Here is a 23125-nt window from a genome sequence, read left to right as displayed (position 1 = left end):
AACATGGGATGCATGACGACATGATGAATTGCAGGACAGTCAATGCATGACTGGAAATGGCGCAAGACGATGAGGTGTTAATTGATGCCGACGACATCAATCGCGAAGCAATGGAAAACATGTGGAGTTTTTCACCCACGGCCGAGGAAACGCCGGAGATTCATGCGGCCGATACCGGCCAAAAACCGCCATTGTCCTTAGCAAAAATATTTTGTCGCTACCTGGAGCTTGATGGTAGCCTTTTGCCCCTTTTGTCCCTTTTGTCCCTTTTGCCTAAAACGATAAACTAATGTTTGAGAAAATATTTGCCGCTTTCGGCATGTCTGCACTACCGGCACCTGTAGTAGCGGATCACACACCTATGGAATTTATTGAAGCCGCAAAACATGGCTTGATGCAACAGACTTCAGCTCATGCAACTACGTGGCACTTAGGGGAGGAGGACCGTTGGGCTGCTGATCTAGATGACGGTACGATCACGTTGTATTTTAAAAACGGTACGGTCGCGAGCGCGTCGATTCAGGTTGTTGGTACCTATAACAGGTCGGATGGGACGTTCCTTTGGGGATGGGATCATCCCTCGGTTCCCGAAAATTTACGTCACCACGCTCAACTCGCGCTGGCGTGGGGTGAGAAAGGTAAAGTAACGGTCTTTACTACCCGGACAGTACAGTGTTCCGAAGACGACGCCTGGGCCTTCGCGGCAGTAGCGAACCGCTTAGGAAACGCCAATGGTGTATATCGTGGCCCAGATGGCACCGCATTGGTCTTTATGACTTTCGGAGAAATAGAGATTAAAACTTCTAATCCCAGTTAATTCATGCTGTGTAAAGTACGTTATCCTTGGTTGAGTGAAAGCGCAATTGACTCATTGATTCGTGGCGCGTCTTATACGTGTAAGTAAAACGTTTCGTCCGCTTCGGGGCGGAACCTGCCAACGACGGCAACCGGCCAAAAGCTGACTGACGTGAACTGAGCGGTTAGACGGGGCGAGGCAGACCTTGGATTTTACGGAGCAAGATCTCCGAAGATCATTTCCCCCTCACTTTTGGGGTGTGCTAAAGTCCATCACCTCATTGTTCTGCTATCACTACTTCAAGAAAAATATGGGCTACACGATTCCAATAGGACAGATTGTCAACTATCCACCCGAAGCAATGAGGGATTTCCACGCGTATGGTTACGAATATATCGACAACCGTCAGTTCGCCTTGAAACCCGCATTTGTGCTTGGATCTGCAGCCAAGGCTGCGCCTTACATTGAACAAGCCAAGACATCCTTTCTTGAAATAGGCTGGGCCGGCGACGGCGACGTCGAATTGCTCTGGGTTCCGCCGTTCGCGTTTCCGTTAGCATTACGGGTTCCTCCAGTTGGGATCGCTGTCTGGCACGTGAAGCAATCCGAAGATGGTATTTCCTATCTACTTTCTCCAATCGAACTACCATTCGAGGAATTTGAATATGCTAACGGCTGAACATAGTGCTCCGCCCGCCGCCTTCGGTGCGACTGAATAGAGACGCTACGCGCGTTCGAGATAAGTAGACAATATGTCTCCCAGTTCGCTTCGGGGCGACTTCCGATCGTCGCTAATCGGCCAGGAGCGGACATCCAATTTGCGGAGTTAAAAGACATTTTCGCTTAAAGGGTCGATGGGATGAAAGACGCTAAACGGTTCGGTTACTGGATAATTCAGTGGTCTGAAGCATGGGATCCCTCTTTGACTGATCTACTTCGGGTGGCGCCGGAACTGGTGGTTGGGAGGCAGATCGCAATTACGTCGTGTGACAGTGGGCCGTATATGCCATCTGAGGATGAGCTAAATGCAGGTTGGCGTCTCTTCGAAACTACAGCGATCAGTAAGGAAGTTGTGCAACCTTCAGAATTGCCGGCCCCGGGCTTCGACGAATGGTACGTTTTTAATTCCACACCCCAGGTTGTCCCATTGCGCAACCATGTAAACCGATACAATTTCTCAGTGCTCGACGAGTGTGATGCAACTGAATTGTTTTGGGAACAAATCAGGAAAACACAACCGCTTCATGTGCTAGGAGCCGGCACGCCGAATATTTTCTTGATAACACGCGACTGCGAGATATTCAAGCGCGTGAAAGAATTGTATGCATCGTCCTAACCGAATAGTGGCCTTCATCGCTTGAATTGCTATGGCCGCTTTGGAGCGATACCTGGCAACGATGGCAGCCGGCTGCGGACGGAGAAAAGCAAAGATAATCAGGACATGCCGAGGAGGATAAGTGACGTCGATTGGCCAGATCAGGGTGTTACCAGGCACGCTGGCAATTGCGCTGGAACATTAAAGAATTACTATTCCGATATTTGATATTTTTATGGATTTGCACAATGGCGTATGACAGGATTGATTGGCATTCTGGCGGAAAATATCCCGATGATTTGCCGGAAGAGAATGGCGGCATCCATATCGGCATGTTCCTGGCCTGGTTGGTTCATGAGGGCATGGCGGGCGATTTCCACCGTACAGATTCCTCCGACGAGCTAAGGCGTCTGGCAAGTCGGGAAATGACGGGGCTTCAATTTCTGCTCGATGCGTGCGATGGCAAGCTATGGGAAGAAGATATCAACGACCAGGGCAATGCTTTCACCGTTGACTATTACGATGAAAAGTCGGCATTTGCCCGACAGCATGGCAGCTTTCTGCAAGACTATTGTGACGTATTCAACCGTCACGCCGCCGCGCATGGCTTTGAGTATCCCAGCGTCTATCACGTCGAGAATACCTGGGAGAAATTCGATCAACTGAAACCCATGCTCGATCAGCGCTACAGCCAATGGCAAGCGTGGTCGGCCGATCCCGCCAACCGGCAGCGGGATCCCAAAACCCAGTTTCTTCATGCTTGCCAGGAAGTCGGGAAATTTCTCGCGCCGCATGGCTTTAAGCCCAACAAGGCAGGAACCGTTTGGAAGAAGGTGGCTCCCGATAAGGACACCGTTTTCGAGGTATCGTTCGAGTCCGAACGCTATAATTCCCGCAGCGATGTTCGCATGACGGTCGACCTCTCCATCGCCAGCAAAGCGCTGAAGAAGTGGCTTGCGCAGAGGGGAGGCGGAGTCGGTTACGATGGTTGCGTTCTATTCGGCGGCTTGCTTCGGCCCGAAAAAACTGCCAGCTCCATTGTCTGGCAGGTGGCGGGCTTGACGGCGCGCTCCTCGATTGAGGAGATGCGCCAGTTGCTCGCCGAACGCTGCCTGCCGTTTTTCTCCTTATTTGCCGATCGTCCGCGGGCGCTTGAGCATCTTGCGTCGCATGGAGGCGGTTTCCCCGCCATTTGCGATTCAACGCCCACCCCTTTGTCATTCTTGTTGTGCTTCGGGACCCAAGAACAGGCGCAGCGGTTTTTCACTGGATACGTTGCTTCCAGGCCATCCCCGTGGCGGCGGAATATCTTTCGGACATACACCCGGCTGCAAGCCGGCGAGGTGTGGGAAGCTTCCGCCTACTCGCACGAAAGGGACATCAAGCTGGCGTTTCAAAGCGGCCTGATTTTGCCGCAAAAGTCCTGATTGTCCGGGCCGACTCGCGCCAGGCCGGATTTGCTTGTCCGGTGTGCCGGGCCGGGTGCGCCGATGGCAGACGGTCCGGCAGCTACGTTCCACACATATGAACAGCGTGCAGCTGTACCGCCGCTGTAGCAGTCGTTCGACTGATACAGCATGTGCTTGTACGCGTCGCCTTGTGTCTTGTCGCCGCGATGCCGCGCTTCTAGACTGGAGCCTTCTCCACGCTGCGACTGCCTGCCATGACCGAACTCCTGCCCCTGATGAGCTATTGCTTTGTGATGTCCGCCACGCCCGGGCCGAATAACGTCATGCTGGCCACCACCGGCGCCAATTTCGGCTATCGGGGGGCGCTGCCGGTCATCCTCGGCATCCAGGCCGGCATCTTTGTGCAGACCATGCTCATGTGCGTGGGACTGGGCAGCGTGTTCGTCGCGTACCCGATGGCGCAGCAGCTACTGCGCATCGCGGGCGCGCTGTACCTGGTGTTTTTGGCCTGGAAGCTGGCCGGCGCCTCGGTGGCGGGAAGCAGCGCGCCGAAGGCCGTGTCGTTTGCGCAGGCGGCGCTGTTTCAGGCGCTGAACCCCAAGAGCTGGCTCAAGGCGGTCACCATGGCGTCGGTCTTCATGCCGGCGCAGGGCAACATGCTCGCCAGCGCACTGCTGGTGTCCGTGATCGGCACCGTGGTGGGCATGCCGTGCAACGCCATGTGGGCGCTGTTCGGCGTGTCGATCCGCAGCGTGCTGAAAGCGCCGCGCAACCAGCGCATCTTCAATCTGGCGATGGGCGCCATCCTGCTGGCCCTCGCCGTGACGTTTTTACGCTAGACTTGCGCCATGTTCGCCATCGACCGCTCTTCCCCCATCGCCCTGTTCCAGCAGATCGAGGCAGCCTTGCGCCAGCAGATCGCGCAACGCGTCCTGCCTGGCGGAACCAGGCTGCCGTCGATCCGCCAGCTCGCCACGCAGCTCGCGGTCAGCACCAACACCGTGGTGGTGGCGTATGACCGGCTGGTGGCCGCCGGCGTCATCGATACGCACGGCACGGCGGGCTTCTTCGTTTGCGCACCGGCTGACGCCAGCCGCGCCATTCCCGACGAGGTGGCGCTGGAAGCGGGCCAGGAGCAGGAGCCGGTCTGGCTGAGCCAGCAAGTGAACGACCAGCGGCCGGGCGTGCTGCTGGCCAGCAGCGGCGCCTTGCCGCCCACCTGGCTGCAGGACGCGCTGCCGGCGGCCGCCGTGCAACGCGGTCTGGCGCGCAGCGCGGCCGGCATGGCCTCGCGCTGTCCGCCGCAAGGACTGGCCGAACTGCGCGAACAGATCGCGCTGCTGTTGCGCGGCATCGGCATCGCGGCGGACGCCAGCCACATCCTCACCACGTTCGGCGGCACCCACGCCATCGACCTGATCTGCCGCACCTTCCTGCAGCCCGGCGATACGGTGCTGGTGGAAGACCCCGGATACTTCCTGATGTTCGGCAGGCTGCGCCAGGACGGCGTTCGCCTGGTGCCTATCCGGCGCCGCCCCGATGGCCTCGACCTGGACGAGCTGGAAGCGGCCTGCCGCACGCACCGTCCGCGCCTGCTGTTCGTGCAGACGGCGCTGCACAATCCCACCGGATGGAGCAGCAGCGCCGCCAACCTGCACAAGGTGCTGATCATGGCGCAGCAGTATGGCTTCCTGATCGCCGAAGACGACGTGCACGGCCATTTCCAGCCGGGGCACAGCACGCGGCTGGCGTCGCTGTCCGGACTGGATGGCGTGATCTACTATTCCAGCCTGTGCAAGGCGCTGAGTCCGGCCCTGCGCATGGGCTACCTGGCCGCGGCGCCTTCTCTGCTCAAGCCCTTGATGCGCACCAAGATCCACGCCATCATGACTTTGCCTGCCTTGAACGAATACGTGCTGCTGGAAGTGCTCAAGGCCGGCAACCTGCGCAAGCACCTGGAGCGGCTGCAACGCAAGATCATGGTGGCGCGCAATGCCAGCACGCGGCAGCTGAGCGCGGCCGGCGTGCTGTTCGAGCAGCCCGGCGACGCGGGCATTTTCCTGTGGGGCTCGATGCCCGAAGGGCTGGACGTGGACTTGCTGGTGCAGGACGCCTACCGCAACAAGATCCTGCTGATGCGCGGCGCCGCGTTCTCGGCCAACGACACGCCCGACCAGCACATCCGCTTCAACGTCGCCTTCAGCCAGCATCCGCGCGTCAGCGCCTACCTGGAAGAACGCCTGCGCGCGGTGGCTGGCGCGCGCTCAAGCCTGGCCCGCGCCAGCGGCGCCGCCAAAAGCGATTCTTCAACTCCTTAAACTTTGAATGGTAGGTGCAGATCCATCTTTCACACACGATTTCATCCTTGGTTGCCGCTCCATTCCGCCTCCGGCATCGTTCCGGCCGGCTTGCCGCGCCCGATTCAGCCCTGCCTGCTATGTCGCCGCATGCTGCGTGTTTTCCAACAGCCGCAAGGCGGCGTTCTATCTGCTCCAGCCTGGCGATACGCGGCTAGCGGTGCTTGCCCGTTTCGGCGCGCCCACCCATGTGGAGCGTGAAGGCGTCACCTTCAAACACTATTCTTCCATGCCTTGCGCCGCGCGGCTGTGGTTCGAGAACCGCTTGGACACGGAGCTGGAAGTGTGGTCGGCAGAGCTGGACCGGCATGGCCGCGTGGTGAATAAGAATTATCTGGTATCGCTGCAGGCCTTCCTGCTAGGCCACCGCGCTCACCACATAGCGGTACTTGCCCGACGCCTCCGCCGCGATTTCCCCGACTTCCTCGATGATGACCTCCACCTGCGCGCCCAGCCTGGCCTGGAAGCCGGTGACGATGGCGCTGCGCGTGGCGTCGTCCAGGCGCGGCTGGCTGACGAGCAGCACGCGCGTGCGCAGCAGGCTTTCCTGGATGATCTTGAAGCTGCGCACGTGCGGCAGTTCGCGCACGATGTAGACGAGGGCCAGGCCGTGCATGACGGTGCCGTCGGCGGCAGTGAGGAAATCCGTGCTGCGCCCTTCGATTTTCTGCAGCAGGGGCAGGCCACGGCCGCAGGCGCAAGGCTGCGTGCCCAGCGCGCCCACGTCGCCCGTGGCGTAGCGGATGAACGGGTAGTCCTGCGTGGCCAGGTGGGTGACGACGATGTTGCCCGTGGCCCCGGCGGGCAGCGGCTGGCCCTGGCCATCGACAATTTCCACGATGATGTCTTCGGCCGTGACGTGCATGCCGCCGTCCGGGCATTCGTGGGCGATGAAGCCCGCGTCGCGGCCGCCGTAGCCGTTGGCCACGGGGCAGCCGAAGGCGGCGGCGATCTGCGCGCGCTGCTCGTCGTACAGGCGTTCGGCCGTGACGAACGCCACTTTCACGCCCAGGCCGTCGAGCGGCAGGTCGCGCGCCGCGGCATGGCTGGCGATGCGGCACAGGGCGGACGGATAGCCGAACAGCATGCGCGGACGCCAGCGGCGCAACTGCTGCACGTAGCCGTCGAGGCGCGCGGGCGACATGGCGAACGCGGGCAGCAGGGTGGTGCGCAGCAGCGCGTCGCGCAGGCGGCGCACGCGGTCCTGCGCGTGCAATTCGATGGGCGAACCCCACAGCACGGCTTCGCGGTCGCCGATATCGACGCCCCACCAGCGCGTGGCGCGCCACTTGGCGGCGATGTCGTGGCTGACCCTGCGCCGGCCGAGGAAGAATTGCAGCGGCTCGCCGCTGGAGCCGCCCGTGGCGAACGGGCGCAAGCCCGTGGCGCGGGCGGATTTGAAACTGTCGCGCGCATTGGCGATGTCAAGCTTGCGCAGCAGCGGCAGGCGCGACAGGTCGGCCAGTTGCCGCACCTGTTCCGGGTCGAAACCGCTGCGGGCGAACAGGGCGCGGTAGTAGGGCACGTGCGCGCCCGCGTGGCGCAGCAGCGCGCGCAGGCGCGCCAGCTGCCATTCTTCCAGCTGCTGGGCGCTCCACCACTGCGAGCGTTCCAGCCGGCGCAGCAGGCGCGCGCTGTGGTGGCCCTTGAGCCATTCATGCAGGGGAAACAGCCAATGGGCGACGCAGCGCGTATAGGCGCCCGGTCGCGGCGCGGCGCGGATGCGGCGGTAATGGGAGGCCAGCCTGGGCGCGATGCCGGGCCAGCCGAAGGCGGCGGCGTGCGCCAGGCCCGCCTCTGCCAGCGCCTGCGCGCGGGGCGGGTCGCGCAGCAGCGCCACGATGGCCTGTGCCATGGCGGCCGGATCGCCGGGCGGCACCAGCAGCGCCGTCACGCCGTCCTGCAGCAGGGCGGGGATGCCGCCCACGTTGGTGCTGACGACGGGCACGCCGCAAGCCAGCGCTTCGAGCACGGAATTGGGCATGTTGTCTGCCAGGCTGGGGTTGAGGACGATGTCGCTGGCCTGGTACAGGGCCGGCATGGCGGCGTTGTCGACGGGACCGGCGAAGCGCACGCCATCCTTCACGCCGAGCGACCTGGCCAGACGCGCCAGCGCCGCGCGCTGCGGCCCGCCGCCGGCCAGCACCAGGCGCGCCGCGGGATAGCCAAGCCGCACGAGGGCGAAGGCGCGCACGGCGCTGGCATTGTCGTACAGGCTTTCCAGATGGCGCGCCACCAGGATGCACGGGCCGGTATCGCCAGGCGCACGCGGCGCGGCCGGCGCAAAGCGCTGCAAGTCCACCACGTTCGGCACGATGTGGGCCGTATGGCCGTACTGCTCGAAGACGCCGGCCAGGTAGGCCGAGGGCACGACGATGGCGCTGGCGCGGCGCAGGCTGAACGCCACCAGGCGCGGCGATCGGGCGAAAAAGGCGGCCGCTTCGCCGCCCCGGTAGTTGAGCAGGGCGGGCTTGCCTTTCCAGCTGGCGATCCACAGGGCCGGCGCCGCCTGCAGATGCCAGGACCAGCCGGAATTGGCCATGATGTGGAACAGGTCGACCGTATTGGCGGCGCGCCACAGGCGCCACAGGTGCACGGGCAGGCGCAGCGCGGCGCGCAGGTAGCGGATGCGCGCCAGCCAGGGCGGCAGCACGGGGCCGTTGACGGCCAGCAGCTGCACTTGCGCGCCGTCCTCGCGCAACAGCCGCGCCAGCTGCGCCGTCTGATTCGCCATGCCGCCGGCCGGCGGCGGCAGCGGGCCGACCAGCGCGATGCGCAGGCCCGTGAAGATCATGGCGCGACTCCGACCGCACCCGCCGCCACGCGCGCATACACAGGCGCATAGCGGCCCACGCTGGCGCCCCAGCTGCGCTCCGTCTCGACGAAGGCGCGCGCCTGGCGCCGCAACGCCGGCCAGCTGGCCGGTGCCAGCAGCAGGTTCAAGACCGTCTGCGCCAGCGCCTCGGCGTCGCCGGCGCGAAACAGCAGGCCCGTCGTGCCATGCTCGACCAGTTCGCGGTGGCCGCCCACGTCGGACGCCACCACCAGGCGCCCCTGCGCCATCGCCTCGAGCGGTTTCAAGGGCGTCACCAGTTCCGTCAATCGCATGGGCAGGCGCGGATACACGCAGATGTCGACCAGCTGATAATACGCGGCCACCTGCGCATGCGGCACCCTGCCGGCGAAGACCACGGCGTGGTCTATGTCCAGCTGCGCCGCCAGCGCGCGCAGCGCCGTTTCCTGTGGCCCGCCGCCGGCCAGCAGCAGGCGCAATGCCGGCTGCGCCGCCAGCAGGCGCGGCATGGCGCGCAGCAGCAGGGCCAGGCCCTCGTAGGCATAGAACGAGCCGATGAAGCCGATGACCAGGTGGCCATGCAGGCCCAGTTTGTGCGCCAGCCAGAGGTCTTCGGGCGCGGTGGTGCTGAAGGCCAGCGCATCGACGGCGTTCGGGATCACCGTGATCTTATGCGCGGGCACGCCGCGCGCGCACAGTTCGCGCCGCAAGCCCTCGCAGATGGTGGTGACGGCGTCGGCACGGCGCAGCGCATAGGTTTCCAGCGCCCGCGTGAGCCGGTAGCGCAAGCCGCCGGAGCGGCTGCTGCCATGGTCGGCGGCCGCGTCTTCCCAGAAGGCGCGCACTTCATACACGACGGGGATGCCCAGCGCGCGGCCCGCATGGAGGGCGGCGATGGCGTTCAGGGCGGGCGAGTGCGCATGCAGGATGTCGGGCTTGAGGCGTTGCGCCAGCCGGCGCAGTCGCACGGCCAGGCCGACGATGACGGCCACTTGCCGCAGCACGGGCAGGCGCGCCCACCAGCGCGCCTCGGGCGCCGTGCGGTAGAAATGCCAGCCGTCGACCAGCTGCTGCGCGCCCTCGGCCGGTCCCTGCTTGGCACTCGTCAGCTGCATGGTGAACCAGCCCAGTGCGCGCTGCTGCCGCAGGATGGCCACGGTGCGAAACGCGTAGCCGCTGTGCAGGGGCAGCGAGTGGTCGAGGATGTGCAAAATGCGCATCGTGTCACTCCACTGCCATGGCCGGCGCGGGCACCGGCGCCTTGCGGCCATCGACGGGCAGCACCTGGCGCAGGAACGCTTCGAACATCAGCAGCGACCATAAGGGCGCGCTGTAGTCGCGCCGCCCGCTTGCGTGCTGCTCGAGCAGCAGGCGCACGTAATCCATGTCGAACAGGCCGCACTGCGCCAGCGTGGGACCGAGCAGCCGCTGCTGCAGGCGCTGGCGCAGCGGGCCGCGCAGCCAGTCGGCCAGCGGCACCGAAAAGCCCATCTTCTGGCGGTACAGCAGGGTGTCGGGCAGCAGCGGGCGCAGGGCTTTTTTCAGCAAATACTTGCCTTCGCCGCGCCGCAGCTTGAATGACGGCGGCAGGCCGGACATCCACGCCACCAGCTCATGGTCGAGCAGGGGCGAGCGCACTTCCAGCGCATGCGCCATGCTGGCCCGGTCGACTTTCGTGAGGATGTCGCCGGGCAGGTAGGTTTTCAGGTCCAGGTACTGCACCTGCGACAGCGGATCCTGCGCGGGACTGGCCAGCGCGTGGCGGCGCAGCACTTCCACGGCGCGGTAGCCGTGCAGGCTGCGCCGCATTTCCGGGCTGAACAGGCGCGCGCGCATGGCGTCGCCCAGCAGGCTGACGCCGTGAAAATACGCGTCCGTCGTGTCGCGCGCCAGGCCTTCGAAGGTGGTCTTGGCGCGCAGGAAGCGCGGCGCCCAGTCGGCCTTCGGGTACAGCCGGCCCAGGGTGCCGAACAGCGACTGGCGCAGGCCGGCCGGCAGCAGCGGGTCCATCGCCTTGCGCACTTTTTCCTCGCGCGTGTGCAGGCGGTAGCGCCGGTAGCCGGCCAGGCTTTCATCGCCGCCGTCGCCCGACAGGGCCACCGTGACCCGCTGGCGCGCCAGCTGGCACACCCGATATGTGGGCATGGCCGAACTGTCGGCGAACGGTTCGTCGTACAGGTTGGCCAGCAGGTCGATCAGCTCGAAATCGTCCTGTTCGACCTGGCGCGCGTGATGCGCCGTGCCGTAGCGGCGCGCCACCAGGTCGGCGTAGCGCGCCTCGTTGTACGCCGGGTCGCCGAACGAGATGGAGCAGGTGTTGACGGGCGTGGCGCTGGCGCCGGCCATCAGCGCCACGACGGCGCTCGAATCGACGCCGCCGGACAGGAATGCCCCCAGCGGCACTTCGGCCACCATGCGGATGCGCACCGCTTCGCGCAGGCGCGCCAGCAGTTCGTCGGCCGCCTGCGCCTCGCTGGCGGGGGGATTCGGCGTGAACGGGATGTCCCAGTACGCTTGCGGCGCGGGCAGCGGCTGGCCCGCGCGGATGCAGAGGGTATGCCCGGGCGGCAGCTTGCGCGCATGCTGGAAGATGCTGCGCGGCTCGGGCACGTAGCCGTAGGCGAAATATTCTTCCACGGCCAGCGGGTCGAGTTCGCGCGGCATGGCCGGATGCGCGAGCAGGGCTTTGAGTTCGGAGCCGAACAGCAGGGTGCCGTCCTGCGCCTCGCCGTAGTACAGGGGTTTCACGCCCAGGCGGTCGCGCGCCAGGAACAGCACATGGCGCCGGCGGTCCCACAGGGCGAAGGCGAACATGCCGCGCAGGCGCTGCACGCATTGTTCGCCCCATTGTTCCCAGGCGTGGACGATGACTTCCGTGTCGCTGCTGGTGCGGAAGGGGTGGCCGAACTGGCGCAGTTCCGCCATCAGGCCGCGATAGTTGTAGATTTCGCCATTGAAGACGATGGCGATGCTGCGGTCGGCGTTGAACAGCGGCTGCTGGCCGCTGGCCAGGTCGATCACGGAGAGGCGCCGGTGCGCCAGGCCGAGGCCCGGCTCGCGGTGCAAGCCTCCTTCGTCCGGCCCCCGGTGGCGCAGGCTGTGGTTCATGCGCGCCAGCAGCAGCACGTCGATGTCGCGCTGGCCCTGCAAATCAAAGATGCCGCTGATGCCGCACATGGGAGGCCTTTCAGGGAGTGGTGGACAGGGGAGAAGGCTGGCGCGCGCCCGTCAGCCGGTCGTACACGGCCAGGTAGGCGCCGGCCATGGCGGGCAGGCTGTGTTCGGCCAGCACCTGGCGCCGCCCGCGCGCGCCGTGGCGCGGACCCAGTTCCGGCATGCTGTAATAGTCGAGCATGGCGTCGGCCAGCATCTCGGGCGAACCGGACGGCACCAGGGTGCCGCTCCAGCCCGACTGCACCAGTTCCGCATTGCCGCCCACCTGCGTGGCGACGACGGGCAGCCCCGTCGCCATGGCTTCGAGGATGGTGTTCGAGCTGCCTTCGGCCAGGGACGGCAGCACGAACAGGTCCATCGCGCGCAGCAGCTGCGCCACGTCGTCGCGCGCGCCGGGTAGCCAGGCCAGATGGGCCACGCCGGCCTGCTGCAGCAGCTCCAGGCAAGCCTGGCGGCACGGCCCGTCGCCGACGATGATCAGGCGCAGGCGCGCGCGGGCGCCCGGCTGCGCCAGCAGGAGCAGGAAGGCCTGCACCAGCGAGGCGTGATCCTTGACGACCGCCATGCGCCCCACGCTGCCGATGACGAAGGCGCCGTTGCACAGGAAACCGGGCGGGCCCACGGCGGCGGGCGGTCCCAGGCGCGGATGGAATTGCACGCTGTCGACCCCATTGCCGATGTGCGACACCTGCGCGGGCGCCGCGCCGATGGCGTCCACCAGCCAGTGGCCCAGGTCGGCGCTGACGGCGATGAAGTGCTGCACCAGCGGCAGCATGCATTTGCGCAGCAGCCGGTATTTGCGGCGGGTGCCGTGCAGGTCGCTCATGTCGCGCCCGTGTTCGCCATGCACGCGCAGGCGCACGCCGGCCAGCCAGGCCAGCAGCTGCGCTTCGAGGCAGCCCAGGTTGCGCGTATGCACGAGTGCCGGATGCAGCTGTTTCAGCACGCGGTACAGGCGCAGGTAGTGGCGCCAGTCCTTGCCTTCGCGCTTGTCCAGGCTGATCACGTCGACGCCGGGGGTGGTCAGGCGCTGGCGAAACGCGGTGGCGTTCTTCAGGCAGACGATGGCGTGCCGGTAGCGCTCGGGCGGCAAATGGTTGATCAGGTTGACCAGGCCGTTTTCCAGCCCGCCCACGTCGAGCTGGTGGATCACGTGCACGATCAGGGGGGCGCCGCCGGCCGCTGCATCAGCCTGGCGCGTGCCGCCGCTATCGAAGTCAAGGGCCATGCGGCAACTCCTGCAAGCGTTGTTCGATGACGGGCAGCGCCGCTTGCAGGAAGGCTTGCAGGAGCGCGCGCGGCGGCGGCGCCAGCTCGTCGTAGGCGGCAAAGACGAGGATGTCGGCGCCATCCTGGCGCCTGCCCAGCAGCTTGGCTTGCGCCAGCAGCAGTTTCACCAGGACAGGCCGGGCCGTGACGATGCCGCCCTGGCGGTAGACGCGCCACACGAGCAGGCGTTCGCCGCCGTGCCCCAGCACGCTTTCGCGCACGCTCATGGGGCCGCTGGCCACGGTCACGCGCTGCACGCGCTGGGCCAGCGCCATCCACCGGGGGCCGTACGGCAAGGCCTGGTGCGTCAGCAGCTCGGCATCGCGCGCCTGGCGCGCATACCAGTGCAGCTGCAAGCCCACCGGCGCGCCGTCGCCATCCTGGCGCGCATACGTGGCGGCAAGGCGCGCGGGCGCGCCCGCATACGGCGCCTGCCAGAGGGGCGCCGCGGCGTGCAGACGCCGCCAGGCGGGCGGATCGGGCAAGGCCAGCGCGGCGGGGGAGCCGGGCGCCGCCATGCCATCCTGGCGCTGGCTGGCCAAGGCCAGCGCCGGCCACAGCGCCGCCAGCAGCAGGCAGGCGATGCTGGCGCGCATGACGGCGCGCGGGCTGGCGCCAGGGCGGGCGGCCAGGGGCGACGGCAAGGCGGCGCGCGCCGGCGGCAATTCGCGCCAGCGCGTGGCCAGCCAGAACAGCAGCAGCGCCACCAGGCCGAAGAACAGCCAGCCATAGATCAGGTGGTCGACGCCCACGGCCAGGCGCATGTTGCTCAGGTGGCCCAGCATCACGATCAGGTAGGCGCGCACGCCATTGGCCAGGATGGGTACCAGCAGGGCGGCGGCCATGACGGCTACGCGCCGTCGCGCGCTGTGGCAGTTGACATGGGCGAACAGGGCGCCCAGGGCCAGCGCGGCGATCAGGTAGCGCAAGCCGCTGCACGCTTCCACCACCGACCAGTTGCCGGAGGGCAGAGAAAAATTGCTGCCGTCGCGAAACACGGGCACGCCCGTCCATTGCAGCGCCGTGACGGTGAAGGCGGCCGTGAAGTCGATCAGCGGGTCGAGGAAGACTTCGCCGAACGGCACGGCGAGAAACAGATACGCGAGAGGGAAGGCCAGCAGGCGCACGGCCGGCCAGCCGAGGATGGCCAGCACGCAGGCGGGCAGCATGGCCGTGGCCGCATATTGTTCCACCACGGGCACGTTGGCGGCGTCTGCCAGCAGCCAGGCCAGGCCCAGCGCGCCCAGCAGCAGCAAGCCCCGCCGCGACGGCTGGGGCGCCAGCGCGGCCAGGCGGGCGCGCTGGCGCCAGCCCAGCCAGCAGCTGATGGGCACGATCAGGAAGCCGTGCGCGAACGTCTGCGAGCGCGACCACAGCTCCAGCATCGACCAGAAGGTGGCGTGGTACAGCAGCACGACGGCGGCCAGGGCCAGCAGCAGGGCCGCCAGCGCGGCCTGGCGCCGGCCCTGCGGCAGGACGGCCGCGTCCGGCAAACGGGTGGCGCTGTCGAGCTGCAGGCTCATGTGGACGGCTCCCGCTCGGGCAGCACAGGCGCGGCGGCGCCGGTTGTCGCCGCATCGGCCACGGCTTCGGCAGGCAGGCCCAGCATGGCGCCCAGTCCCCGCAGATTGCGTTCCCAATCGTAATCTTGCAAGATCAGCTGGCGCGCCGCCGCGCCGATGGCCGCGCCGCTGCCTTCGGCCGTGCCGCCCTGGGCATGGCGCAGCACGCGCGCCGCATGGTGGATGAATTCGGCGTCGTCGCGCGCCAGCAGCAGTTCCAGGCCCGGCTGGGCGGCGATGCCTTCCAGCGCCTGCGGCGTGGCCAGCACGATCTTTCCCATCGCCATCGCTTCCAGCACCTTGTTCTGCACGCCGCGGGCGATGCGCAGCGGTGCCACGGCCAGGGCCGCGCCGGCCAGGTAGGGGCGGATGTCGGGCACCTTGCCCGTCACCACCACGCCGGCCACCCTGGCCAGCGCCGTCACGGCGGGCACGGGCGCGCTGCCGACGATATAGAACTGCAGCTGGGGAAACTGGCGCCGCAGGGCGGGCCAGACGTGGCGCACGAACCATTGCACGGCGTCAATGTTCGGCCAGTAATCCATGGCGCCCGTAAATACCAGCGCCTGCACGCCGGGCGGATAGATTGCGGGCTGGGCTGGCATGGGCGTGAAATACGCCGTGTCGACGCCGTTGTTGACGTGGCCCGTCTTGCGCCGCGCCATCGGGGCGCACTGGCGGAACAGGGCCGCTTCGGCCGGCGAGACGAAGCTGGCAGCCGTGAACTGCTGGGCGATGTGGCGTTCGTACTGCAGCAGCAGATGCGCCTCGCGCCGGTACAGCTGCGACATGGGCCAGGGCTTGCTGTCGCCGTACTGGCGCCACTTGTCGGAATCGACGTCCACGAAATCGATGACGCGGTGCAGGGCGCGGCCCGCGCTGCCGTCGATGTATTGCGCCATGGGCCCGGAAAAGGCCAGCGCGTGGCGCACCTTGCCGCTCGAGATCACGCCTTCGACCCATTGCAGCAGCCGTGCATCGCGGTAGTACTGCACGCTCATGGCTTGGCGCGACAGCAGCGCCTGCACGGCGCGCCAGCGGGCCGCACCGCGCCGCAAGCCGATGAAGCGCGTGCTGGCGCACAGGGCGGCCACGGTTTTCGCGTGCTGCCAGTCGTCGTCATCGTCGATGAAGCAGCCCAGGTGCACGCGGAAATGCCGGCTCAGGTATTGCAGCATGTGCCACGAGCGTATCTTGTCGCCCTTGTTGGGCGGATACGGCAGGCGGTGGGCGAGGAAGAGCAGTTCGCGCATGGTGTGTCCCTTTGCTTAGCCCAGTTGCCGCACGATATGCGGCCCCAGCAGGTTGGCCAGCGGCAGCGGCAGGCGGCGCCAGGCGCGGATGAACAGCGCGTATTTCGGATTCAGGGGATTGACTTCCGGCAAGGCCCTGGCGCGCACCAGCTGGCAGGCATACGGCAGCGGCTGCGCACTAAAACCCCAGTTCTTCTTGAAGTCGAAGGCGCCCGTGCCCAGCTTGCTGCGGCCGAAATCGAACAGGCGGTAGCCGTGTGCGCAGGCGCGGCGCATCGCTTCCCAGTACATGAAGTCGTTGGCGCCCGTGCTGCGCGCCAGCACGCTGCCGCCGCCGTAATACGGCAATACTTCGTCGCGGAAATAGAACAGCAGCACGCTGGCCTGCGGCTGCTGGCCGTGATACACGGTGAGGATCTCGCAGGCGTCGCCGAAGACCGCGCGCAGCAGGGCAAAATGGCGGCGCGCGAAGACGGGCGTGCCCAGCCGGTGCACGCTGGCCGCATAGAGCGGGTAGAAATGGCGCAGGTCGTAGTCGATGGCGCTGTGCAGGCCGCCCGCCATGGCCTTGCGCACGACGGCGCGCTGCTTGCGGGGTATGGCCAGCAGGTTCTGCTCGGCATCGGGGTGTAAAGGCCGGCGGAAGGTGGCGTACAGGGGTTTGTGCAGCCAGGAAGTGTCCATGTCTTCCGGCGCTTCGCGCCAGCGGTATTCCAGGTGCCCCACGCCGAGGCGCCGCGCCAGCGCCAGCGCGGCGCTGTCGAGCGCCTGGCGCACGGCCGCGCCGCCGCCGGCGATGCCGCCGTAGACGCAGAACGGCAGCGAGACGAGCGAGGAACCGAACAGGCGGCTGCGCAGATGGGCCAGCGGCAGCACGCCGGCGATGCGCCCGTCCTGTTCCGCGTACAGGAAATGGCTGTCATGCTTGAAACCTTGCTCCATGATGGTTTGCCAGCCGGCCCGGTGAAAGAAGGTCGCTTCCGGGCACGTGTCGACAAAGGCGTCCCAGCGCGCATGTTCGTGCGCCTGCAGTGAGCGCACGGCGATGGCGGCGCTGGCTGGTGCCGGGTCGGGAGGAAGGCTGGCCTCGTGCATCATGTGCTTTCCAGAAAAATACGGTCCATGCGGTCCCAGGCAAAGTCGCGCGTCAGGCGTGCCAGCCGCGCTTCCATGCGCCCCAGGTTCAGGTAGTGGCGAAAGCGCGTCCTGGCGCTGAGGCCAAGGGGGCGCGGCTGGCCGGGATCGAGTTCCCAAGGATGAAAATAGAATATGCCAGCTTGCCCGTCGCGCGAATTGATGCGTCGCAAAAGCCAGCGCGACAGTGCATACGGCATCAATCTGAAATAGCCGCCGCCGCCGGCCGGCAGGTTGCGCCCGCGCAAGCGCACGGTGCTGACGGGCAATTCCAGCACACCGTGCGGCCCGCGTGGGCGCCAGGCGAAGCGCGGCGCATCGGGCATGCCGTAATGGTCGTGGCGGATCGGGTAGATGCTGGAACTGTAGCGGTAGCCGGCTTCCCGCAGCACGTCGAAGGCCCACAGGTTGGCCGCGCCGATGGAAAAGCTGGGCGCCCGGTAGCCGCGCACGGCCAGCCCCGTTATCTGCTCCAGGATGGCCTTGCTGCGGCGCACGTCGTCGGCGAACTGCGCGGCCGACTGCTCGCTGGCGCGCAGGTGCGCATAGCCGTGGCTGGCCACCTCGTGCCCGGCGGCGGCCACGCGGCGCAGCATGGCCGGATAGCGCTCGGCGATCCAGCCCAGCGTAAAAAAGGTGGCGTGGATGCGGCGGCTGTCGAGCAGCAGCAGGATGCGCTCGATATTCGCCTCGACCCGGCATTCCAGGCGGGGCCAGTCGGCGCGCGCGATGTGCGGCGCAAAGGCGGAGACCTGGAAATAGTCTTCCACGTCGATGGTCAGCGCATTGCGCAATATCAAACAGGAAGGCAGCGGCGTCATGGTTGTCTCCGGCGCGCTTCCAGCCAGGGAGCGACGACGGCGGCGATGCGCGTGGCCGCGTGCCCGTCCCACAGGGGCGGAATGCGGCCCCGCTTGCCGCCCGTGTCGAGGATGGCGCGCGCCAGCGCCAGTATGGCGGCCGGGTCCGTGCCGGCCAGGGTGTTCGTGCCGTCGCTCACGGTGACGGGGCGCTCCGTATTCGCGCGCAGGGTCAGGCAGGGCACGCCCAGGGCCGTGCTCTCTTCCTGGATGCCGCCCGAATCCGTCAGCACCAGGCGCGCTTCCTGCATCAGGCCCAGCATTTCCAGGTAGCCCAGCGGCGGCAGGCGGACGATGGCGTGCCGCGCCAGCACGGCTTCCAGGCCCGCCAGGCGCAGGCCGGCCAGGGTACGCGGGTGGATGGGAAACAGCAGCGGCAGCTGGCATGACAGTTGTCCCAGCGCCTGCAGCAGCGCTGCCAGCTGCGCCGGGTCATCGACGTTCGAGGGCCGGTGCAGGGTCAGCAAGCCATACGCGGGCGGGCAGGCGTGGCCGTGCGCGCGCAGGGTGGCGGCCGGCTTGACTGCGCGCGGCAGCTGCTGCCGCAGGCTGTCGATCATGACGTTGCCCGTGAAGTGGATGCGTTCGGCGGCGATGCCTTCGCGCAGCAGGTTGGCGCGCGCGCCTGCCTCGCTGGTGAGCAGCAGATCGGACAATTGATCCGTCAGCACGCGGTTGATTTCCTCGGGCATGCGCCGGTCGCCGCTGCGCAGGCCCGCCTCGACGTGGATCACGGGGATGCCGCGCTTGGCCGCCACCAGCGCGCAGGCGAGGGTGGAATTGACGTCGCCCACCACCAGCACGGCATCGGGCGCCAGCGGGGGATGGGCGTCGAGCACGGCGTCGAAGCGGCGCATGATCTCGGCCGTCTGCTGCGCGTGGTTGCCGGAGCCGACGTCGAGGGCGATGTCGGGCGCGCGCAGGTCCAGGTCCGTAAACAATTGCCCGTTCATGGCCGTGTCGTAATGCTGGCCCGTATGCAGCAAGGTCACGCGCACGGCGGGCGCCTGGCGCGCCAGGGCGGCCAGGATGGGCGCCATCTTCATCAGGTTGGGGCGCGCGGCCACCACGCACAGCAGGTGCGCCGGCCTGGCGGACGCAAGAGAAGGGTCGGGCATGGCGGCCTCCTTAGAATTGCATGGTGAGCGTGGCGCTGACGCCGTTTTCGCGGTAATCGCCGCCCCGGTTGCTGGCGTGGCGCGTGTGACGCAGCTCGATGCTGGCCGTCATGTCCGGCTGCAGGATGCGGTTGTAGCCGGCCGTCACGGTGATGTTGTTGTCGCGCCGGGGCACGCTCAGCGAACGCACGCTGGCGTAGCCGGCATTGACATTCACGCTGGTGCGCGAATTGGCTTGCCAGGTCCCGCCCAGGTTGCCGCCGATCTGGCGCGTGCGGTCTTCGCTGCCGAATTCCACGCCGGGCAGCAGGCCGCTATCGACGCCGCTGGCCGTTTGCGCCGTGCGGTCGACGGCCGTGATGCCGGCGAGCACGGTGCTTTTCGCCGTGGCGCGCGCCATCGTCAGCTTCAGCTGCTTCTGCAGGAAATAGCGGTGGCTGAAGTAATTGATGGCGCCCCGTTCCGGCCCCAGGCTGTTGGCGTAGCGCAGGAAGGCATCGATGCGCAGGCGCCGGTCGCGCGCATTGGGAAAGATGCCGCGCCATAATTGATCGAGCAGCTGGCCCGCGTCGCGGTCGCCCAGGCGCGAAAATTGCGTGGGCATGGTGGTGATGTTTTCGCTGTAGCTCAGTTGCCAGTTGGTATGGCGCTGCAGGAAGTTGGCGTCCAGGCTGTAGGTGGTGCCAAAGAAGCGCTTGCCCGTGCTGAAAGCCACGCTGGTGCGCGGCGATGGCGTCCACACGCCGCCCAGCGACCAGAAGCGGCCCGCGGGCGCCTTGCCGCTGGTCGAGATATAACCTTCCTTTTCCGTGCCGCCGCTGGCCGTGGCCGCCCATTTGCTGCTGAACGGATAGCGCAGGCCCACGCTGCTGCGCTGCATGCGCACGGGCGCCAGTTTGCTGTCCTGCGTGCGGCGCACGTCGTGGCTGGCGTTCCAGGTCCAGCCGCCGGGGCGCGGTTCGCCGCTGAGCAGCAATTCCAGTTCATCGCTGTGCACGGACAGCAGCGCGCCGCCGCTGTCGACCGTGTTGCGCGTGTAGCGCAGCTCGCCCGTGGCCAGGCCGCGGAAACGGTGGCGCAAGTACGGGCTGATGCTGATGGTGCGCACGGTGCTGGCATTGGCCGTGTCGGGCAGATCGTCGATCAACTGGGGGCCGAACGGCGAGATGTTGCGCCGGCTCACGCTGGCGTTGGCATCGAGGAAGAACCAGTCCTTCACCAGCTCGGCGTCGGCCGAGGCATGCAGCTGGTGGTTATCGGTATCGGCGCGCTGGCCCGACAGGTATTTGTGCCAGCTGTAATCGAGGTGCACGCGCAGGCGGGGGCCCGTGCCGATGAGGGCGATGGCGGGCGCGATTTCCGTGATGAAGTCCGATTGCGCCTGGCCGGGCGGCGCGCGCAAGGCATTGTCCGTATAGCTTTCGCGCAGGCGCAGCGACGGTTTCACCAGCCAGTCGACGGCGCCGGCCGGCGCGGGCAGCAGCAGGGACAGCAACGGCAGCAGCGGCAGCGCCAGCGGCGCGCGGCAGCTAGTCGTAATGGCCATAGCCGTAGTAGTCGTTGCCGGGGAACGATTTGGTCTTGTTGTAAATCAAATGGATGTGTTCGCACGAGTCGATCTGGCGCAGCGCTTCCTTGACGGCGTGCTGGGTCGTCGTTTCCGCCTCGACCACCATCACCACTTGTCCCATCTGTCCCACCAGCGCGTGCGCTTCGCTGGTGATCAAGAGGGGCGGCGAGTCGAAGACGACGACGCGGTCGGCGTAGCGGCTGGCGATCTCGGCCAGCAAGCGGCTCATGGCCCGGCTGGCCAGCAATTCCGTCGCATGCTTGTTGCTGCGCCCGGCGGGCAGGATGCTCAGGTTGGCCACGTTGGTTTTCAGGATCACGTCGGCCATCGCCAGCTGCGGGTCGAGCAGCACGTCCATCAGCCCCGGCTCGGGCGGCAGGCCCAGCACTTTCAGCACGGACGGGCGCGCCACGTCGGCATCGACCAGCAGCACCGTGATATCCATTTCCATGGCGATGCTCATGGCCAGGTTGACGGCGCAATACGTCTTGCCTTCGCCGGGCATGGCGCTGGTGACGACGATCAGGTTGCCGTGGCGGACGGCCTCGGCGCCGCTGGCGCGCGCCTGGCGCAGCAGCGGGCGCTTGATGATGCGGAAATCCTCGGCCACCGAGCTGCGCCCGCCATCGTGCGTCAGCATGCCCTGCTCGGCCAGCCGGGCCAGGTTCAGGGGCCGGTACTGGGGCGAGCGGGCCGCTTGCGCGCCATCCGCGCCATCCGCAACATCTGCACCATAAGGCACGCTGGCCTCGGCCACGCCCAGGATCGTGGGTTCCTGCTTGCCGCTGTCCTTGCTGCTCATCGTCGCTCCCCTGGTGGCTCTAGAATTTCAGCAGCGCGGCCGTCATGACCCCGCCGTACAGCACGAACAGGCTGCCCAGACAGGCGCCGAAGCCATAGCGGGCGCGGCGGCGGCGCACCTGCTGCAGCGGCGTCCAGTTCATCGATACCGTGCCCAGCACGTTCAAGCCCGTGGCGTCGCGCAGTTCGGCGGGGCTGAGGAAGGTGGGGCGCACCTGGCTGATCAGCAGGGCCGCGGCGACGCCGGCCACCAGGGCCGCGCCCAGCGCCGCGGAAAACAGCAGCGGGCGGTTCGGGCCGACGGGCGCGTATTGCACCGTGGGCGGGTCGATGATCTTGAAGGCCATCATTTCGGTGGTGGAACTGAGTTCGCCCGACAGCTTGGCCGCCTCGCGCCGGCCGATCAGCTTTTCATAGTTTTCCTTGTTGATGATGTAGTCGCGGTTGAGCTGCGCCAGCTGCGATTCCACCTCGGGCACGGCATTGCTTTGCGCCAGCAGCCGTTCGTTGCGCGCGCTGTATTCCTGCACGCGGGCGCGGATGGCGGCCACCTTGGCGTCCGCGTCCGTCAGCGCCACCTTCAACTGCTGCAGCATGGGGCTGTAGTTCTTGCCCGGGTCGCCGGATGCCGTTTTCAGCTTGCTTTCCTCGATCTTGCGCTCTTCCAGCTGGGCCACCAGGCGCTTCGAGGCGATGATGTCGGGGTGCAATTCCGTAAATTGCATGCGCAGGTTGTCGAGGTTCTTGTTGAGCGAGGCGATGCGTTCGTCGAGTTCGGGATTCGTGATGGACGACGCGTTCGGCTCCATGTCGAGCACGGGCTCGTCGCCCTCGATCTGGCTCTGGATGGCCTTGCGCGCCTGTTCCGCCTCGACCAGTTCCAGCTTGGCATTGTTCAGGCTATCGGACGACATCAGCAGCTGGCTGCCATAGTCGATGCCCTGGCGCGGCAGCAGCAGGTTGTTGCGGATCTTGAATTCCTTCACCAGGTTTTCCGCCGCGCTCAGCTTGTCCTCGTAATTCTTGATCTGCTCGTCGATGAATTGCACCGCCTTCTGCGAATCGCCCCTTTTTCCCTGGAAACTGCCTTCGACAAAGATCGTCAGCAGGCTTTGCACCACGTCGCGCACCAGCTTCGGGTCGCGCCCGCTGTAGCTGATGGTGTAGATGTCATACGCGTTGGTGCCCGTGATCTTGATGCGGCTCATCAGGTCATCGAGCTGGGCCTCGTGCTCGCGCACGGTCTTCGAATCGAGGTCCAGGTCGACCATGCGCATGACGCGCTCCACGTTGGGGCGGCTGAGCAGGGTGCGGCTCATGATGGCCACCTGCTGTTCCGTGTTCGGCACGCTGGTCATGCCGGCCATCAGCGGCTTGAGGATGGTTTGCGTGTCGACAAACACGCGCGCCGACGTCTGGAAGTCGTCGGGCAGGCTGATCACCTTGATGAAGCCGGCGATGGCGACCAGCCACGCCACCAGTACCGCATGCCAGCGGTATTTCCAGATGCCTTTCAGGCTGGAAAGCAGTTGTTGTATCAATTCTTCCATGTCGCTTCCTTCAGGTGACGGTGCTGCACGGCAGACGGGCGGGCGACGACATCTTGCAAGAAATGCTTGTCTGTTGAGTAAGCAAAGTATAGGGCGCCTGTCGAGCAAGATTTCCCAAGATGATTGCTTCTTGATACGCCTCAAGGTTCACTTGCCAAGTTTT

18 protein-coding genes are annotated in these 23125 nt (G+C 66.2%); 6 read left to right on the top strand and 12 right to left on the bottom strand.

Going from position 1 to position 23125, the window contains the following annotated elements; genetic code table 11:
• Nucleotides 1–56 precede the first annotated feature (56 nt).
• The 6 genes from AC1RJW_RS28005 (at nucleotide 57) to AC1RJW_RS27980 (ending at nucleotide 5838) form a co-directional block, all read left to right on the top strand.
• Entirely contained in the window at nucleotides 57–290 is a 234-nt protein-coding gene (locus AC1RJW_RS28005) for a hypothetical protein (RefSeq protein WP_493047816.1), read from the top strand.
• Entirely contained in the window at nucleotides 290–817 is a 528-nt protein-coding gene (locus tag AC1RJW_RS28000; RefSeq protein ID WP_493047815.1) for a DUF6882 domain-containing protein, read from the top strand. Before AC1RJW_RS28005 ends, AC1RJW_RS28000 begins: the two co-directional genes overlap by 1 nt.
• 289 nt (nucleotides 818–1106) lie before the next feature.
• Nucleotides 1107–1475: a hypothetical protein gene (locus tag AC1RJW_RS27995; RefSeq protein ID WP_493047813.1), complete on the top strand. Its 369-nt coding sequence runs from the start codon at nucleotides 1107–1109 to the stop codon at nucleotides 1473–1475.
• 884 nt (nucleotides 1476–2359) lie between these two features.
• The gene (locus AC1RJW_RS27990) at nucleotides 2360–3538 is read left to right on the top strand and encodes a DUF7832 domain-containing protein (protein ID WP_493047812.1); all 1179 of its coding nucleotides are present in this window, start codon (nucleotides 2360–2362) and stop codon (nucleotides 3536–3538) included.
• A 236-nt stretch (nucleotides 3539–3774) separates the two neighbouring features.
• The gene (locus tag AC1RJW_RS27985; RefSeq protein WP_493047810.1) at nucleotides 3775–4359 is read left to right on the top strand and encodes a LysE family translocator; all 585 of its coding nucleotides are present in this window, start codon (nucleotides 3775–3777) and stop codon (nucleotides 4357–4359) included.
• 9 nt (nucleotides 4360–4368) lie between these two features.
• Complete coding sequence (locus AC1RJW_RS27980) at nucleotides 4369–5838, top strand: aminotransferase-like domain-containing protein (RefSeq protein WP_493047809.1); 1470 nt, start codon at nucleotides 4369–4371, stop codon at nucleotides 5836–5838.
• 397 nt (nucleotides 5839–6235) lie between these two features.
• Here the strand turns inward: AC1RJW_RS27980 and AC1RJW_RS27975 are convergent, their stop codons facing one another.
• From AC1RJW_RS27975 to AC1RJW_RS27920, 12 genes are read right to left on the bottom strand one after another with little or no spacing between them, the layout of a single operon-like run.
• Nucleotides 6236–8671, bottom strand: coding sequence for a glycosyltransferase (locus AC1RJW_RS27975; RefSeq protein WP_493047808.1), 2436 nt, complete (start codon nucleotides 8669–8671; stop codon nucleotides 6236–6238).
• Nucleotides 8668–9891, bottom strand: a complete 1224-nt coding sequence (locus AC1RJW_RS27970) for a TIGR04063 family PEP-CTERM/XrtA system glycosyltransferase (RefSeq protein ID WP_493047807.1) — start codon at nucleotides 9889–9891, stop codon at nucleotides 8668–8670. The genes AC1RJW_RS27975 and AC1RJW_RS27970 overlap by 4 nt, the downstream gene beginning before the upstream one ends.
• 4 nt (nucleotides 9892–9895) lie before the next feature.
• A complete protein-coding gene (locus tag AC1RJW_RS27965; RefSeq protein ID WP_493047806.1) occupies nucleotides 9896–11848 on the bottom strand; it encodes an XrtA/PEP-CTERM system amidotransferase in 1953 nt (650 codons plus the stop codon).
• Between the two features lie 10 nt (nucleotides 11849–11858).
• Nucleotides 11859–13073, bottom strand: coding sequence for a TIGR03088 family PEP-CTERM/XrtA system glycosyltransferase (locus tag AC1RJW_RS27960; protein ID WP_493047805.1), 1215 nt, complete (start codon nucleotides 13071–13073; stop codon nucleotides 11859–11861).
• Nucleotides 13063–14637: an exosortase A gene (gene xrtA, locus AC1RJW_RS27955; RefSeq protein WP_493047804.1), complete on the bottom strand. Its 1575-nt coding sequence runs from the start codon at nucleotides 14635–14637 to the stop codon at nucleotides 13063–13065. The genes AC1RJW_RS27960 and xrtA overlap by 11 nt, the downstream gene beginning before the upstream one ends.
• Entirely contained in the window at nucleotides 14634–15929 is a 1296-nt protein-coding gene (locus tag AC1RJW_RS27950; RefSeq protein ID WP_493047803.1) for a TIGR03087 family PEP-CTERM/XrtA system glycosyltransferase, read from the bottom strand. The genes xrtA and AC1RJW_RS27950 overlap by 4 nt, the downstream gene beginning before the upstream one ends.
• A gap of 15 nt (nucleotides 15930–15944) precedes the next feature.
• Nucleotides 15945–17024: a FemAB family XrtA/PEP-CTERM system-associated protein gene (locus tag AC1RJW_RS27945; RefSeq protein ID WP_493047817.1), complete on the bottom strand. Its 1080-nt coding sequence runs from the start codon at nucleotides 17022–17024 to the stop codon at nucleotides 15945–15947.
• Entirely contained in the window at nucleotides 17024–17884 is an 861-nt protein-coding gene (locus tag AC1RJW_RS27940; RefSeq protein ID WP_493047802.1) for an XrtA system polysaccharide deacetylase, read from the bottom strand. The genes AC1RJW_RS27945 and AC1RJW_RS27940 overlap by 1 nt, the downstream gene beginning before the upstream one ends.
• A complete protein-coding gene (gene wecB, locus AC1RJW_RS27935; protein ID WP_493047801.1) occupies nucleotides 17881–19041 on the bottom strand; it encodes a non-hydrolyzing UDP-N-acetylglucosamine 2-epimerase in 1161 nt (386 codons plus the stop codon). The genes AC1RJW_RS27940 and wecB overlap by 4 nt, the downstream gene beginning before the upstream one ends.
• Before the next feature lie 10 nt (nucleotides 19042–19051).
• The gene (locus AC1RJW_RS27930) at nucleotides 19052–20587 is read right to left on the bottom strand and encodes a TIGR03016 family PEP-CTERM system-associated outer membrane protein (RefSeq protein ID WP_493047800.1); all 1536 of its coding nucleotides are present in this window, start codon (nucleotides 20585–20587) and stop codon (nucleotides 19052–19054) included.
• Nucleotides 20571–21413 carry an XrtA-associated tyrosine autokinase gene (locus AC1RJW_RS27925; protein WP_493047799.1) on the bottom strand — a complete coding sequence of 281 codons (843 nt, stop codon included), beginning with the start codon at nucleotides 21411–21413 and terminating at the stop codon, nucleotides 20571–20573. The genes AC1RJW_RS27930 and AC1RJW_RS27925 overlap by 17 nt, the downstream gene beginning before the upstream one ends.
• 19 nt (nucleotides 21414–21432) lie before the next feature.
• Nucleotides 21433–22962: an XrtA system polysaccharide chain length determinant gene (locus tag AC1RJW_RS27920; protein ID WP_493047798.1), complete on the bottom strand. Its 1530-nt coding sequence runs from the start codon at nucleotides 22960–22962 to the stop codon at nucleotides 21433–21435.
• Between the last annotated feature and the right edge of the window lie 163 nt (nucleotides 22963–23125).

This window comes from Janthinobacterium sp. GW822-FHT07A03, assembly GCF_058798815.1.
Note: the sequence above shows the minus strand (reverse complement) of the source record. Positions and strands in the feature narration are given on the sequence as shown.

Bases quoted from the DNA above. Each gene is read 5' to 3' on its own strand.
- AC1RJW_RS28005 (WP_493047816.1), top strand. From the start codon at position 57: ATGGCGCAAGACGATGAGGTGTTAATTGATGCCGACGACATCAATCGC.
- AC1RJW_RS28000 (WP_493047815.1), top strand. From the start codon at position 290: ATGTTTGAGAAAATATTTGCCGCTTTCGGCATGTCTGCACTACCGGCA.
- AC1RJW_RS27995 (WP_493047813.1), top strand. From the start codon at position 1,107: ATGGGCTACACGATTCCAATAGGACAGATTGTCAACTATCCACCCGAA.
- AC1RJW_RS27990 (WP_493047812.1), top strand. From the start codon at position 2,360: ATGGCGTATGACAGGATTGATTGGCATTCTGGCGGAAAATATCCCGAT.
- AC1RJW_RS27985 (WP_493047810.1), top strand. From the start codon at position 3,775: ATGACCGAACTCCTGCCCCTGATGAGCTATTGCTTTGTGATGTCCGCC.
- AC1RJW_RS27980 (WP_493047809.1), top strand. From the start codon at position 4,369: ATGTTCGCCATCGACCGCTCTTCCCCCATCGCCCTGTTCCAGCAGATC.
- AC1RJW_RS27975 (WP_493047808.1), bottom strand. From the start codon at position 8,671: ATGATCTTCACGGGCCTGCGCATCGCGCTGGTCGGCCCGCTGCCGCCG.
- AC1RJW_RS27970 (WP_493047807.1), bottom strand. From the start codon at position 9,891: ATGCGCATTTTGCACATCCTCGACCACTCGCTGCCCCTGCACAGCGGC.
- AC1RJW_RS27965 (WP_493047806.1), bottom strand. From the start codon at position 11,848: ATGTGCGGCATCAGCGGCATCTTTGATTTGCAGGGCCAGCGCGACATC.
- AC1RJW_RS27960 (WP_493047805.1), bottom strand. From the start codon at position 13,073: ATGGCCCTTGACTTCGATAGCGGCGGCACGCGCCAGGCTGATGCAGCG.
- xrtA (WP_493047804.1), bottom strand. From the start codon at position 14,637: ATGAGCCTGCAGCTCGACAGCGCCACCCGTTTGCCGGACGCGGCCGTC.
- AC1RJW_RS27950 (WP_493047803.1), bottom strand. From the start codon at position 15,929: ATGCGCGAACTGCTCTTCCTCGCCCACCGCCTGCCGTATCCGCCCAAC.
- AC1RJW_RS27945 (WP_493047817.1), bottom strand. From the start codon at position 17,024: ATGCACGAGGCCAGCCTTCCTCCCGACCCGGCACCAGCCAGCGCCGCC.
- AC1RJW_RS27940 (WP_493047802.1), bottom strand. From the start codon at position 17,884: ATGACGCCGCTGCCTTCCTGTTTGATATTGCGCAATGCGCTGACCATC.
- wecB (WP_493047801.1), bottom strand. From the start codon at position 19,041: ATGCCCGACCCTTCTCTTGCGTCCGCCAGGCCGGCGCACCTGCTGTGC.
- AC1RJW_RS27930 (WP_493047800.1), bottom strand. From the start codon at position 20,587: ATGGCCATTACGACTAGCTGCCGCGCGCCGCTGGCGCTGCCGCTGCTG.
- AC1RJW_RS27925 (WP_493047799.1), bottom strand. From the start codon at position 21,413: ATGAGCAGCAAGGACAGCGGCAAGCAGGAACCCACGATCCTGGGCGTG.
- AC1RJW_RS27920 (WP_493047798.1), bottom strand. From the start codon at position 22,962: ATGGAAGAATTGATACAACAACTGCTTTCCAGCCTGAAAGGCATCTGG.